Below are 12,893 nucleotides of genomic sequence, written 5' to 3'. Positions count from 1 at the left end.
CCCCCCCCCCCCCCCCCCCCCCCCCCCCCCCCCCCCCCCCCCCCCCCCCCCCCCCCCCCCCCCCCCCCCCCCCCCCCCCCCCCCCCCCCCCCCCCCCCCCCCCCCCCCCCCCCCCCCCCCCCCCCCCCCCCCCCCCCCCCCCCCCCCCCCCCCCCCCCCCCCCCCCCCCCCCCCCCCCCCCCCCCCCCCCCCCCCCCCCCCCCCCCCCCCCCCCCCCCCCCCCCCCCCCCCCCCCCCCCCCCCCCCCCCCCCCCCCCCCCCCCCCCCCCCCCCCCCCCCCCCCCCCCCCCCCCCCCCCCCCCCCCCCCCCCCCCCCCCCCCCCCCCCCCCCCCCCCCCCCCCCCCCCCCCCCCCCCCCCCCCCCCCCCCCCCCCCCCCCCCCCCCCCCCCCCCCCCCCCCCCCCCCCCCCCCCCCCCCCCCCCCCCCCCCCCCCCCCCCCCATCACACGGGCGTCAAGGAATGGGCGCTGTGTTGAAATATGACGAGGACGAGCTTTTTTGCAAGATAGAACGGAAATCGGGACACCCAGAATTTGCCTGGGTCTGGCAACAGCCACGGCGCAGCAGCGCTTGCTTGAGTTGCTCAGCCGCTTTTTTAAGACCAGTCCGGGTACGACGACGCTGGGCGCCGACAACTCGAACCGGTATCGGTACGCAGTGCGCGACCGAAGCGTCGACATTGACGGCGCCCCGACTCCAAAGGCCATCCGATGCACGTCAGGCCGTCCTCAGCCGTCTGCAAACAGCACCCCTTTCAGCCACCGCTGCTGCCGCTCGGCGGATTTGTCGATCGCCGCATCGAGGCGTCCGATCGCGGGTCACCGGGCGGGCGGTCATCAACATGAAATCGTGACACAACAGGGGAAGGCTAGTGAGCAACGGGGCGGCGAAGATGAACTATTTGAAGGTCAGATGGGTTCATCAACGGCAGAGCGATCCCGTGTTGCTCTTGAGTGAATTGGATGATGATCGCTACGAGTTGAGAAAGGTCGAGGTTTTCCCCGACGGTCGCATGGGCTTTTCCGGGTTGGTTCGATCGAGTGGCGGAACGGTACTGGGCGAGAAACCGGTACCGGTCGCGACTGAAATTGCCGCCGATCCGCAGTTTATCGTTGAGCAGTCGGACAGCCTGGCGTTCGAAGATGCGTGGCGCGCGGCGCTCTCCGGCGCTTGCTGGAAACCTTAGCCGGCTATAGAAAAGCGAGGAAGTCCGATCCCACGTGCGGGGTCGCCGCCGCGCGCTGAGAGTTTTCGCGCATCCCCGTCACGAATTCAGTGGCGCGGCCGGAATGCGGCTTTGTCGACAGTGCGGCAAATTGCACAGTGCGCATGCGTTGCAGCGTGCGCAGCGTTTTGCCGCGCACGTCGCCGAACCCCGCCGTTCGTGCCGTCGCGCTTGAAAACGCTTTGCCTGGCCTACTGACCAAGGACGATCGCCATGATCTACATTCGACCGCTATACACCGCGGCGCTGCTCTTTGCGCTCGCGGCTCCCGCTTCGTTCGCGCAGACCGCCGCGCAAGACCCGCCGTCGAAAGCGCCGCAGACCGCGCCGAAAGAGCTGAGCCCTGCCGAGTACGAACGCCGCAAGGCACGCATCGTCGAGTTCGTCGACAAACAGCGCGCGAAGGCCGGCGTCGTCGCGACGACGCGCACCAAATCCGGGCAGGTCGTCGACTGGATCAAGCCCGAGTCGCAGGTCGAAGGCGGTCGTCTCGCCAAGGCGCCGGGCGATTCCCGGCCCGACGGCCCCAAGGATCGCGTCGACAATCCGTTTCTCGAGACCGCGCTGCCGGCCGCGTTGAAGCAGACCGTGCGCGAGGAAGGCAAGGCCGCCACCGAACTGCAGCTCGACGCATCCGCACGCGGCCCGGTCGGCACCGTGCCTGTCGTCCGCTTCGACCTCGACAGCTTCTTCAAGGAAGTGAAAGACCTGCCCGAAGATCCCACGCAGATCTTCTCCAAGGTGCCGCCGCCGGCTCCTGCGTCGAACGACCGCTACTACGCGGTGTGGCAGCGCTTCGGCGACGTGTTCGGCACGCTCGGCCGCATCAACATCTGGGATACCACCGGCCCCGTCGGCAACGAAACGTCGATCGCGCAGACGGCCGTCATCCGCGGCTCGCCGATGCAGGCGATCGAAGCGGGCAAGATCGAGACGGCCGGCTTCAGCCCGTCGCGACGGCCGGTGTTCTTCACCTACTACCGCACGAACGGCGGCGCGTCGGGCGACTGGGTCGGCGGCTACAACCGGCTCGTCGACGGCTGGATCCAGGTGTCGTCGACCGTCGCGCCCGGCATGTCGCTCGTGAACTGGTCGAGCGTCACGAACGGCTCGCAATTCAGCCTCGACGTCGAAGTGCGGCTGTGGGAAGGCAACTGGTGGGTGCGCGCGGCCGGCGAATGGGCCGGCTACTATCCGCAGTGCGTCGGCGGCGGTGCGCCGCCGTGCGGTCGCGGCACGCTGTTCTCCGCGGCGGGCATCCGCGACAAGGCCAACCGCCTCGACTGGTACGGCGAAGTGTTCGACAGCAGCGCGCCCGCGGCGACCTCGACCGACATGGGCAGCGGCGCCTACGCGAACACGCACTTCGGCCGCGCCGCGTATTTCCGCAACCTCATGTACGTCTGGGCGCCGGCGACGGCGTGGTGGTTCGACTCGGGCTCGATCTCGGTCACCGATGCCGCGTGCTACAGCGCCGACGGACCGTTCTATAGTTCCGATCCGAACTACCGCAACTGGTTCTACTACGGCGGACCGGGCGATGAAGGTGCGGGTTGCAACTAGCGTTCTTGCGCTGATCCTCGCCGCCTGCGGCGGCGCGGATCGCGTCGCGGCGTCGGACATCGGCGCCGCGTGCGCGCGCGACGCGCAGTGCGCTTCGGGCTTCTGCGATCGCGACCGCTGCGCCGCGCCGACGGGCGACTACGGCCGCCGCTGCACGCCCGCGCCGCGCGGCGCCGACGGTCTGCGCGACGGCAAGCTCAACGTCTGCGGCGCCTACGTCTGCGCACTGGAGCGTTGCCGTTCGTGCGCGTCCGGCGATCAATGCCTCGCCGAATACGGCGCACCCGCGTGCGTCGCATCGGGCGATCGGCCGGGCGCGCGCTGCGGGCGCTGATCGCCGCTTTTCATGTTTTTAACGCAAATATGTGCAGAAAATCGCACCGGCGACATTCCATCGAAATCTCTGCGTCGAATTCGACCGCTGCCGCGTCCCGCGCCTTGGGTGGGGTTCTGATGCAGCAGAGGTTGGACGATGAGACTGAAACGAAAGCTTCGCGCGATCGCCCTGACGGCCGGCGCGATCGGCATCACGGCGGCCAACGCGCAGGACGGCGCGCTCGATACGACGTTCGGCAATCAGGGCGTCGCGTACATGGCGCTCGACGGCGTCGAAGGCCATCAGCTGGCGCCGCAGGCGGTCGCCGTGATGCCCGATCGCCGCATCGTGCTCGGCGGCTGGCGCAACCGGCTCGTCGCGGGCACGCCCGATCCGCGCATGCGCGCAATGGTCGCGCGCCTTGCGCCCGACGGCACGCCCGACGCGACGTTCGGCGGCAATCCGAAGTATCCGGGGCTCGCGGTGCTGCCCGACCTCGTCGTCGGCGCGCAGATGCAGCTCGTCGAGGCGATGCGGGTGAACGCGGACGGCAGCCTGTTCGTCGCCGGTTCGTGTTTTGCGTTCGCGCCGATGCACGGCTTCATCGCGAAGCTGCGCGTCGACGGTAGCCTCGATCCGGATTTCGGCGACGCGGGCGTGGTGCTGTATCCGCGCCTGCAGCTGCACGACCTCGGCGTCGACAGCCAGGGCCGCATCGTCGCGGCCGGCGAACAGGTCGGCGGCACGCCGCAATATCGCGGCGCCGTCGTGCGCGTGACGCCGCAGGGCGCACGCGATGCGACATTCGGCACCGACGGCGTCGCGACGCTCGTCGAGCCCGATGTCGACCGGCTCGGCTATTTCCGCGCGCTGGCGATCCTGCCCGACGATCGCATCGTCACCGGCGGCACGTTCCAGGTGCCGGACCCGAACTTCGTCGACAACTACGATCTGTCGATCGCGCGATGGAAGACCGACGGCACGCCCGACCCGACGTTCGCCGGCGACGGCTGGCGCACGTTCAACGTCGCCGGCGTGTCGTCGGCCGTCGACGGCATCGATCGCCTGCTGCTCGCGCCGCATGGCAAGCTGGTCTTCGCGGGGCACTACGAGGTCGGCGGCAAGTCGGGCACGAACGTCGTGTTCGGCCGTCTCGACGATGCCGGTGCCGACGACGCGAGCTTCGGCGACGCCGCGACGCCGGGCTTTCGCACGATCGACCCGGTACCCGGCAGCTGGAACGAAAGCGCGTCGGGCCTCGTGCGGCAGAGCGACGGCAGGCTCGTGGCGTCGATCAGCTACAGCGTGTTCGACCCCGCGCGCGAGCGCATGGCCGCGGTACGCGTGACGGCCGACGGGGCGCTCGACGCGACGTTCGGCAGCGGCGGCGTGTTCGTGCGCGATCTGGGTCACGGCGGCTCGTACGACGATGCGATGGCCGTGACGCTCGATGGCGGCCGTGCACTGCTCGCCGGCCGTTCGGCGCAACCGCCGGGCGAGGGCATGGTCGACACGGCGGTGCTGCGGCTGACGAGCGACCTCGTCTTCCGCGACGGCGTCGACGAGTGATCCGCTCGCTGCTGACAGAACGCTGGCAGCAGCGCCGGCGCAAAGTGTGCGGGTGTTTTCCCACCCGCCACTTTCACGGAGACAGTCATGCTCAACCCGAACGTTCCCGCCTGGTTCGAAATTCCCGCGACCGACCTCGACCGCGCGCAGCGCTTCTACGAAACCGCGTTCGGCCAGCCGCTCAAACGCGAAACGATGGGCGAGGTCGAACTCGTCGTGTTTCCCTATGGGGGCCAGCCGATGTCGAGCGGCGCGCTGATCCGCCACGAACATTGCGCGCCGTCGATGGACGGCACCACCGTGTACCTGAGCGTCGGCGACCTCTCCGTCGTGCTCGAGCGTCTGGGCAAGCTCGACGCGCAGACGGTCGTGCCGCGCACGGCGCTGCCCGAAGGCATGGGCTTCTTCGCGCAGTTCCGCGACTGCGAAGGCAATCGCGTGGGGCTCTGGTCGCCGGTCTAGTGGCCTGTAACCGATAAATCGGAAGAGGGATCGCGAAGGACGCATCGTGCAGGACGCCGCTGCGGAGCGAGGCCGATAGCACCCGCTATCGGCCGAGTGAGCAGCAAGTACTGCGCGGCCAGGACGAGCGAGCGACTTTCGATTTGTCGGTTACAGGTCACCAGTAACCTGCGATCCTGCGCCGATGCGCCGCGCCGACCGACTGTTTCTGATCATTCATGCGTTGCGCGGGCGGCGTACCGCGCTGCCCGCGCATCGGCTCGCCGATACGCTCGGCGTGTCGCAGCGCACGGTGTATCGCGACGTCGCCGACCTGCAGCGCTCGGGCGTGCCGATCGAAGGCGAAGCCGGCGTCGGCTATCTGCTGCGTAAGGGCAGCGACATTCCGCCCCTGATGTTCGCCGCCGACGAGCTCGAAGCGCTGGTCGTCGGCTCGCGCTTCGTGCAGGCGTTCGCCGGCGAGCGCCTGACGCGCGCGGTCGACGCGGCGCTATTGAAAATTTCCGCCGTCGTTCCGCAGGAGCTGCGCAGCCGCACCGAGCGTTCGCGCATCTACGCGCCGGATTTCGGCCAGCACGTATCGCTCAAGGCGCACTTCGACGGCCTGCACGCGTGCATCGGCGATCGCCGCGTCATCGCGGTCGACTATGCCGACGCGGAAGGCCGCGCTACGCGGCGCGACGTCGAGCCGCTGTGCCTGGCGTTCTGGGGCGGCGCGTGGACGCTCGGCGGCTGGTGCCGGCTGCGCGGCGCGTTTCGCAACTTCCGCCTCGATCGCATCGCAAGCGTCGAACCGACCGGCGAGCGCTTCGACGACACGCCCGACCGCGGCATGGACGCGTATCTGCGCGCCGTCGGCGCCGATCGTTCAACCCACTGAAAACGCGAGATTGCGTTCGACGCGTTCGCGCTGTTCGGCCGGCAGCGCGGGATCGGCGAGCAGGTCGCGGCACAGCGTTTCCGACAGGCGCTTGTCGCCGCAGTACCACGCCGCGATCGACAGCTCGTCGCGCGCGCGCCACGCGTAGACGGCGTGATCGACGAACAACAGATCGTCGGGCCGCGCAAGACCGGCCGCGACGCGCGCGAACACGAGCGCCGACGGATAGCGTTCGTTCAACCGGCAGTAGCGGGCGAGTTCGCACATCGCCTCGGCCCGGGCCGGCCGCGCGTCGTGAGCGGCGAGCCACGCGGCGACGACATCGGCATACGGCCGGCCGAGCCGTTCGCGCAACGACGCGATCTGCAATTTGGAATAGTAAAGTTCTTCGTCCCAGCCGCCGAGCGCGACGCGGCGCTCGTAGGCGGCGAGCGACTCGTCGAGCCGTCCCGCGTCGCGCAGGCTTTGCGCGTAGTAGAACGCGTAGCGTGCATGCTCCGGTTCGGCGGCGAGCGCGCGGCGCAGCACGTCGGCGTCGGCGGCGTACTTGTCGGCGCTCGGCTGGCGGCTGCGCGCGCCGTCGGTGAAGATGCGGACCGCCCAGCCGGGCAGGCGCCTGGCGTCGCGCAGCGCGTCGCAGACGAGCACTTCGTGCAGCACGCCCTCCCAGCGCCAGTCGCGGTCGAGCCGCACCAGCGCGACGCGCGCGTAGCGCGTGTCGCCGAACAGGAATTCGAACATGTGGCCGGGCGCTTCGGGCGCGGGACGCGCCGCGTCGGGAGCCACTTCGAGCACCTCGTCGGCGTCGATCACGAGCGCGGCGTCGCCGTGCTTCTTCGCGAGCGCCAACGCCTCGTTGCGGTTGTGCGCGAAATCGACCCACGGCCGCTCGATCAGTTCGCCCGGCACGCCGGCCAGGGCGCGGCGCACGATGTCCTGCGTGCCGTCGGTCGAACCGGTGTCGCTGATCGCCCACGCGTGGATGTACGGCTTGACCGAGGCGAGGCAGCGCTCGATCACCGGCGCCTCGTTCTTGACGATCATCGAAAGGCAGATGCGCATGCGTAACCGGAGCCGCGTCGTTCAGATGATGCGCAGCGTAATGGCTTTGAGCACGGCGCGGGTGCGGTCGCGCGTGTCGAGCTTGTCGAGAATGTCCGAGACGTAGTTCTTCACGGTGCCTTCGGCGAGAAACAGGCTGCGCGCGATTTCCTTGTTCGAATAGCCGCCGGCGAGCAGGCGCAGGATGCTGACCTCGCGCTCGGTGAACAGCGCCTTCGGCGCGTCCTGCGCGTGAAACGCGTAGCGCGAGCGCACCGGCTCGGTCGCGACCGGCTGCAGCAGCACTTCGCCGCGCGCGACGCGGCGGATCGCGTCGCACAGGTCTTCGGGCGAGGCGTCCTTGAGCAGAAAACCCTGCGCGCCGGCGTCGACCGCGTCGAGCAGCAGCGCCGAATCGTCGAACGTCGTGAGCAGCACCACCGGCGTCGCGTCGCCGCGTTCGCGCAGGGCGCGCAGGGCGTCGACGCCGCCGACGCCGGGCATGCGGATGTCCGACACGACGACCTGCACCCGCCGCGACGAAAGCGCCGCGAGCAGCGCCTCGCCATCGGCCGCTTCGACGACCACATCGATACCGAGGCCGCGCAGCAGCGACTTCAGGCCCTCGCGCACGAGCGCCTGATCGTCGGCCAACGCGATCTCGACGCGCTCCACGGCTTCAGCGCCGCTCGGTGTCGACGCTCTGCAGCCGCCCGTTTTCGAGCGTCAATACGCGCAGGAGCCTGTTGCCGCCGAGATCGTAGGTCCAGGTTTCGCGGCGTATCGGGCGATAGCGCTCGCGGCCCAGGCCGTCGCGGCGCACGAGCGCTTCGCGCTGTTCGTGGCGCGAGGCGGGCAGGCCGCAGTACGCGACGATTTCGCCGGCCGACATGCCGCTCGGGTAGCTGTCGAGGCTGCAGCTGTCACCGAGCTGGTTGACGCCGTAGCCGAGCGTGTCTTCGCGCTCGAGGCGGCCGTTCAGAAACAGCAGCCGCACCATCAGCTTGCGCGGGCCAAAATTGTAATACCAGACGTCGTAGACATTTTCGACCTGGCGCTCGACCGGCCCGTCGGCGCCGTAGACGTCGACCACCACCATCTGGTCGGTGTAGTAGGGCTCGCCGCAGCGGTCGCGCGCGAGGATGTCGCGATCGCCGGTCGTGACCACGCGCGAGCCGCAGCGCAGTGCCTGCGCGGGCAGCGCGACGGCGAGAAGCAGCAACAGGAGTACGAGTCGTTTCATAGGCCATGGATTCCGGCGCGGTTCTTCAAGATTTCCGCGAGTACGTCGGGCGCGTAGTCGAAGCTGTCGTAGTACAGGCGATCCTCCGGCAGACCCGCGTCGACGAAGCTGCGGCGGCCCGCGTCGATCATTGCCGGCGGTCCGCTCATGTATACATCGAAACCCGCAAGGTCGGGGTGTTCGGCAATGACGATTTCGTGCACGAGGCCCTGTCGGTGCGGTCCGGCGAATTCCGGGTCGGAGACCACGGGGACGTAGCGGAAGTTCGCGGCGTCGCGCTGCCAGCCCAGCGGCAGCTCGGGCTGGTACAGGTCTTCGGCGCGGCGCGCGCCCCGGTACAGCGTCATCGGGCGCAAAGTGCCCAGGTGCACGAAGTGCTCGACCAGCGCCTTGACCGGCGCAAAGCCGGTGCCGCCGGCGACGAGCAGCATCGGCCGTTCGGAATCCTCGCGCGGCACGAACGTGCCGAGCGGGCCTTCCACGCGCAGCACGGCGCCGACGTCGATCTCGTCGAACACGCGCGTGGTGAAGCCGCCGCCGGCGACGTGGCGGATGTGCAGCTCGATGTCGACGCCCTGGTGCGGCGCGTTCGCGATCGAAAACGCGCGGCGCTTGCCGTCGGGCAGCAGCACGTCGAGATACTGGCCGGCGAGCCGGTTCAGGCGTTCGCCGCGCGGCGGTGTCAGCATCAGGCGCACGACGTCGGGCGCCAGGCGCTCTTTCGCGATCACCTTGAGCGGCATCGTCCGGCGCGGCATGTCGGCGAGCGATGCGATTTCGCGCGCGGCGATCGTCAGGTCGCCGGCCGGTACCGCCTGGCACAGCAGCACCTGATGGCGCGCCTGCTCGGCCGCGTTGAGCGCGGCCGGCGGGTTGCGCGGATACGTCACGTCGCCCTCGATCAGCCCGGCCTTGCAGCTGCCGCAGACGCCCGAGAGGCACGAATACGGCAGCGCCAGACCCGCGCGCTGCGCCGCTTCCAGGACGGTTTCGCCGGCGGCGACGTCGAAGCGCTTGCCGCTGGCAGCCAACGTTACGGTGTGGGTCACGCCAAATTCCGCTGTCGCGATGGACCGATTGTCGCGCATGGGGGCGCCGGGCCGATAGCGACGCGGCCGATGTCGCCCTTTCGCCCGGCGCCGCTAACCGCTGTAATGCGGCGTCGACCGACCAGCGAGCACCCACGATGAGCCTTTTCAAACAAGCCGCCGACCTTGCGCAACTGAACGACCTCAATCGCGACACGGCCGCCGCGGCGCTCGGCATCCGCATCGTCGAAGTCGGCGACGACTACATCCGCGCGACGATGCCGGTCGACGCGCGTACGCGCCAGCCGTTCGGCCTCCTGCACGGCGGCGCGTCGGTGCTGCTCGCCGAAACGCTCGGCAGCATGGCCGGCGTGCTCACGCTCGATCCGTCGAAGGAACTCGCGGTGGGGCTCGAAATCAACGCGAACCACGTGCGCGCGGTGCAGGCCGGCGAAGTCACCGGCACGGCGCGACCGCTGCACGTCGGGCGCACGACGCAGGTCTGGGAGATCCGCATCGTCAACGACAAGGGCGATCTCGCCTGCATTTCGCGCATCACGCTCGCGGTCGTGCCGCGGCCGGCGAAGTGACCGGCGCGCCGTACGCGAGCCTGAGTCCCGACCGCGTGCTCGCGTCGCTCGCCGCGGTGGGCCTGGAGCCCGACGGACGCCTGCTGGCGCTGAACAGTTTCGAAAACCGCGTATACCAGGTCGGCATCGAAGACGCCGCGCCGGTCGTGGCGAAATTCTATCGGCCGGCGCGCTGGTCGGACGCCGCGATCGCCGAAGAGCATGCGTTCGCGCTGGAACTCGCCGACGCCGAACTGCCGGTCGTCGCGCCGCTCGTCATCGACGGCGCGACGCTGCATCACGTCGAAGGCTTTCGCGTCGCCGTCTATCCGCGCCGCGGCGGACGCGCCCCGACGCTCGAGTCGGCCGACCATCTCGCGTGGATGGGCCGGCTGATCGCGCGCATCCATGCGGTCGGCGCGCGCGCGCGGTTCGCGTCGCGCGGCGCGATCGATCTCGACACGTTCCTGTACGGCGCATCGGCCGCGGTGCTCGCCTCGCCGCTCTTGCCCGACGGCCTCGACCGGCGCTATCGCGCGGCGGTCGAGGCGCTCGCCGCGCCGCTCGCGGCGGCGTTTTCGCACGCGTCGGCACGTACGCTGCGTCTGCACGGCGACTGTCATCCTGGCAACGTGCTGTGGACCGACCACGGTCCGCACTTCGTCGATCTCGACGATGCGCGCATGGGTCCCGCGGTGCAGGATCTGTGGATGCTCGCGCCGGATCGGCGTGCGCTCGATCTCCTGCTGGAGGGGTACACGGAGTTCCGCGACTTCGACTACCGCGAGATCGCGCTGATCGAACCGCTGCGTCTGATGCGGCAGGTGCACTGGGCCGGTTGGATCGCCGCGCGCTGGGGCGACCCCGCGTTTCCGGCCGCGTTCGCGCACGTGGGCGAGCCGCGCTGGTGGGAGCAGCACGTCGGCGATCTCGCCGAGGCGGCGCGCACGTTGAACGACCCGTGACAAACGGTCGTTCCGTTTTTCAAGCGCGCGATTGTGACGAAACGACGACAGCGCCGCGTCTTGCATGAGCGAGTTTCATAGCGCGTACTGCCGCGCTTCGTTAAAGTTGCGCGAATGAACTCCGCCGCCGACTCCTCGATGCCCGCGCCGCGCCGCGACCGTTTGCGACCCCTGCGCTATCTCGTGCGCACGCCGCTCCTGCTCGTGCACATCCTGATCGCGCTGCCGCTGGCACTGCTCGTGATCAATCCGCTCGGCTCGCGCGTGCGCGTCGGCGCGCAGCCGCTCGACGAATGGATGGTGTCGTGGTGGTCGCGCTGGCTCGTGCGCTGCTTCGGTTTTCGCATTCGCCGCTACGGCCAGCCGGTGCCCGGGCCGGTGCTGTTCGTCGCCAATCATCTGTCGTGGCTGGATATTGAACTTTTACACAGTCAGGCATTCATGTGTTTCGTCGCGAAGGCCGAAATCGGACGCTGGCCGCTCGTCGGCTGGCTCGCCAGCCGCGCCGGCACGATCTACCACCAGCGCGGCAGCGGCCACTCGCTCGCCGCGGTGATGGACCGCGTCGTCGTGCGACTGCGCGAAGGCAAGCCGGTCGGCGTGTTCCCGGAAGGCGGTACCGGCGCCGGCGACCGCGTGCGCACGTTCCACGCGCGCATCTTCCAGGTCGCGGTCGATGCGCAGGTGCCGGTGCAGCCGGTCGCGCTGCGCTACGGCAACGACGGACGGCAGGACCCCGCGGTCGCGTTCGGCCCCGGCGAAAGTTTTCTCGCGAACTTCCTGCGCGTGCTCGGCGGACCGGGCATGACCGCCGAAGTACACTTCTGCACACCGGTCGAGCAGGGCGCCGACGGCCGGCGTCGCACCGCCGAGGCGGCGCGCGTACGCATCGTCGAGGCGCTCGGTCTGAATGACTGACGTCGGCACCATGCGAGCGAGCGATTTCAACCCTCATCGGTTTCTGCGCAACGCGCACGTGCAGTCGGTGCTCGCGTCGAGCGGGGTGCGCCGCTGGCTGTTCCGGCGCCGCCGCGAGGCGCTCGACGGCCCGGTCGAGGAGGTGATACTCGACTGCGGCGACGACGTGCGCCTGCAGGGCTTCTACACGCGCCAGCGCGCGCGCGGCGCGGCGCGCGGCCTGGTCGTACTGCTGCACGGCTGGGAGGGCAGCGCGCAGTCGGCGTACCTCACCAACACCGGCGCGCGGCTGCTCGCCGAGGGGTGGGACGTGTTTCGTCTCAACTTTCGCGACCACGGCGACACGCATCATCTCAACCAGGAAATGTTCCATTCTTGCCGATTGGACGAAGTGGTCGGCGCGGTGCGCGAGATCGAGCGGCTGTACGAGCCCGCCAAGCTCGCGATAGCGGGCTTTTCGCTCGGCGGCAATTTCGCGCTGCGCGTGGCGCTGCGCGCGCCGGCGGCCGGCATCGCGCTCGCGTACGCGCTCGCGGTGTGCCCGGCGATCCATCCGCCGGCGATCCTCGAAGCGATCGAGCGCGCGCCGTGGTTCTACCACGCCTATTTCATGCGCAAGTGGCGCGAATCGCTCAGGCGCAAGCAGAAGCTGTATCCGCAGTCGGCGCGCTTCGCCGAGAACGAGCTGAACTACTCGATGCGCGAGCTGACGCGCACGATGGTCGAGCGGCACACCGACTTCGGTACGCTCGATGCGTATCTGCAGGGCTATTCGATCGCCGGCGACCGCCTCGCCGACCTTTCCGTGCCGGCGACGCTGCTGACGGCCGCCGACGATCCGATCATTCCGGTCGCGGGGTTCCTGGATCTGAAACTGTCGTCGACGACCGAACTGGAGATCGCGCCGGCCGGCGGGCATTGCGGCTTCATCAGCGACTTTACGCTGCGCAGCTGGACCGAGGACTACATCGCCGAGAAGCTCTCGCGCGTGGCGCCGTAGCGCTTTCTCCTCTCGCCCCAGCGTAGCTGGGGGAGAGGGCTGGGGTGAGGGGGCGACGCGTAGCACTTCGTCGACGTTGAGGAATTGCCTGGCGTCGCCCCCTCGCTCAACCCT

14 protein-coding genes are annotated in these 12,893 nt (G+C 69.7%); 10 read left to right on the top strand and 4 right to left on the bottom strand.

The genetic code is table 11. The annotated features are described in order from the left end of the window. The first annotated feature begins 892 nt into the window (after positions 1-892). The 6 genes from OD750_RS08100 to OD750_RS08075 all read left to right on the top strand — a co-directional run bounded on the left by OD750_RS08100 (position 893) and on the right by OD750_RS08075 (position 6,015). The gene (locus OD750_RS08100) at positions 893-1,186 is read left to right on the top strand and encodes a DUF6881 domain-containing protein (RefSeq protein ID WP_263542012.1); all 294 of its coding nucleotides are present in this window, start codon (positions 893-895) and stop codon (positions 1,184-1,186) included. 252 nt (positions 1,187-1,438) lie between these two features. Next, entirely contained in the window at positions 1,439-2,788 is a 1,350-nt protein-coding gene (locus OD750_RS08095; protein ID WP_263542013.1) for a neprosin family prolyl endopeptidase, read from the top strand. Further along, a complete protein-coding gene (locus tag OD750_RS08090; RefSeq protein ID WP_263542014.1) occupies positions 2,772-3,122 on the top strand; it encodes a hypothetical protein in 351 nt (116 codons plus the stop codon). The genes OD750_RS08095 and OD750_RS08090 overlap by 17 nt, the downstream gene beginning before the upstream one ends. Positions 3,123-3,260: 138 nt before the next feature. Then, the gene (locus tag OD750_RS08085) at positions 3,261-4,673 is read left to right on the top strand and encodes a hypothetical protein (RefSeq protein ID WP_263542015.1); all 1,413 of its coding nucleotides are present in this window, start codon (positions 3,261-3,263) and stop codon (positions 4,671-4,673) included. A gap of 87 nt (positions 4,674-4,760) precedes the next feature. Further along, positions 4,761-5,135, top strand: coding sequence for a VOC family protein (locus OD750_RS08080; RefSeq protein WP_263542016.1), 375 nt, complete (start codon positions 4,761-4,763; stop codon positions 5,133-5,135). Positions 5,136-5,319: 184 nt separating this feature from the next. Beyond that, positions 5,320-6,015 carry a helix-turn-helix transcriptional regulator gene (locus OD750_RS08075; protein WP_263542017.1) on the top strand — a complete coding sequence of 232 codons (696 nt, stop codon included), beginning with the start codon at positions 5,320-5,322 and terminating at the stop codon, positions 6,013-6,015. Here OD750_RS08075 and OD750_RS08070 read toward each other — a convergent pair. Genes OD750_RS08070 through OD750_RS08055 form a run of 4 tightly spaced genes read right to left on the bottom strand, consistent with a single transcriptional unit; the run spans position 6,004 to position 9,348 of the window. Then, the gene (locus tag OD750_RS08070; protein WP_263542018.1) at positions 6,004-7,077 is read right to left on the bottom strand and encodes a glycosyltransferase; all 1,074 of its coding nucleotides are present in this window, start codon (positions 7,075-7,077) and stop codon (positions 6,004-6,006) included. The genes OD750_RS08075 and OD750_RS08070 overlap by 12 nt on opposite strands. A 21-nt stretch (positions 7,078-7,098) precedes the next feature. Further along, entirely contained in the window at positions 7,099-7,731 is a 633-nt protein-coding gene (locus OD750_RS08065) for a response regulator (protein WP_263542019.1), read from the bottom strand. Positions 7,732-7,735: 4 nt separating this feature from the next. After that, positions 7,736-8,299 (bottom strand): DUF2845 domain-containing protein, encoded by a 564-nt coding sequence (locus tag OD750_RS08060; RefSeq protein WP_263542020.1) that lies wholly within the window; start codon positions 8,297-8,299, stop codon positions 7,736-7,738. Continuing rightward, entirely contained in the window at positions 8,296-9,348 is a 1,053-nt protein-coding gene (locus OD750_RS08055; protein WP_263542021.1) for a CDP-6-deoxy-delta-3,4-glucoseen reductase, read from the bottom strand. Before OD750_RS08055 ends, OD750_RS08060 begins: the two co-directional genes overlap by 4 nt. A 137-nt stretch (positions 9,349-9,485) precedes the next feature. On the opposite strand from OD750_RS08055, the gene OD750_RS08050 reads away from it, so the two are divergent. From OD750_RS08050 to OD750_RS08035, 4 genes are all read left to right on the top strand, one after another. Continuing rightward, positions 9,486-9,917, top strand: a complete 432-nt coding sequence (locus OD750_RS08050; protein ID WP_263542022.1) for a hotdog fold thioesterase — start codon at positions 9,486-9,488, stop codon at positions 9,915-9,917. Then, on the top strand, positions 9,914-10,861 hold the full coding sequence (locus OD750_RS08045) for a serine/threonine protein kinase (protein WP_263542023.1): 948 nt from the start codon (positions 9,914-9,916) through the stop codon (positions 10,859-10,861). Before OD750_RS08050 ends, OD750_RS08045 begins: the two co-directional genes overlap by 4 nt. 138 nt (positions 10,862-10,999) lie before the next feature. Then, positions 11,000-11,779, top strand: coding sequence for a lysophospholipid acyltransferase family protein (locus tag OD750_RS08040; RefSeq protein WP_263542024.1), 780 nt, complete (start codon positions 11,000-11,002; stop codon positions 11,777-11,779). Continuing rightward, positions 11,772-12,779, top strand: coding sequence for a YheT family hydrolase (locus tag OD750_RS08035; RefSeq protein WP_263542025.1), 1,008 nt, complete (start codon positions 11,772-11,774; stop codon positions 12,777-12,779). The genes OD750_RS08040 and OD750_RS08035 overlap by 8 nt, the downstream gene beginning before the upstream one ends. The last annotated feature ends 114 nt before the right edge of the window (positions 12,780-12,893 follow it).

This window comes from Tahibacter soli (genome assembly GCF_025717065.2).
Lineage (GTDB): Bacteria > Pseudomonadota > Gammaproteobacteria > Xanthomonadales > Rhodanobacteraceae > Tahibacter > Tahibacter soli.
Note: the sequence above shows the minus strand (reverse complement) of the source record. Positions and strands in the feature narration are given on the sequence as shown.

Bases quoted from the DNA above. Each gene is read 5' to 3' on its own strand.
- OD750_RS08060 (WP_263542020.1), bottom strand. From the start codon at position 8,299: ATGAAACGACTCGTACTCCTGTTGCTGCTTCTCGCCGTCGCGCTGCCC.
- OD750_RS08070 (WP_263542018.1), bottom strand. From the start codon at position 7,077: ATGCGCATCTGCCTTTCGATGATCGTCAAGAACGAGGCGCCGGTGATC.
- OD750_RS08100 (WP_263542012.1), top strand. From the start codon at position 893: ATGAACTATTTGAAGGTCAGATGGGTTCATCAACGGCAGAGCGATCCC.
- OD750_RS08080 (WP_263542016.1), top strand. From the start codon at position 4,761: ATGCTCAACCCGAACGTTCCCGCCTGGTTCGAAATTCCCGCGACCGAC.
- OD750_RS08050 (WP_263542022.1), top strand. From the start codon at position 9,486: ATGAGCCTTTTCAAACAAGCCGCCGACCTTGCGCAACTGAACGACCTC.
- OD750_RS08075 (WP_263542017.1), top strand. From the start codon at position 5,320: ATGCGCCGCGCCGACCGACTGTTTCTGATCATTCATGCGTTGCGCGGG.
- OD750_RS08035 (WP_263542025.1), top strand. From the start codon at position 11,772: ATGACTGACGTCGGCACCATGCGAGCGAGCGATTTCAACCCTCATCGG.
- OD750_RS08040 (WP_263542024.1), top strand. From the start codon at position 11,000: ATGCCCGCGCCGCGCCGCGACCGTTTGCGACCCCTGCGCTATCTCGTG.
- OD750_RS08085 (WP_263542015.1), top strand. From the start codon at position 3,261: ATGAGACTGAAACGAAAGCTTCGCGCGATCGCCCTGACGGCCGGCGCG.
- OD750_RS08095 (WP_263542013.1), top strand. From the start codon at position 1,439: ATGATCTACATTCGACCGCTATACACCGCGGCGCTGCTCTTTGCGCTC.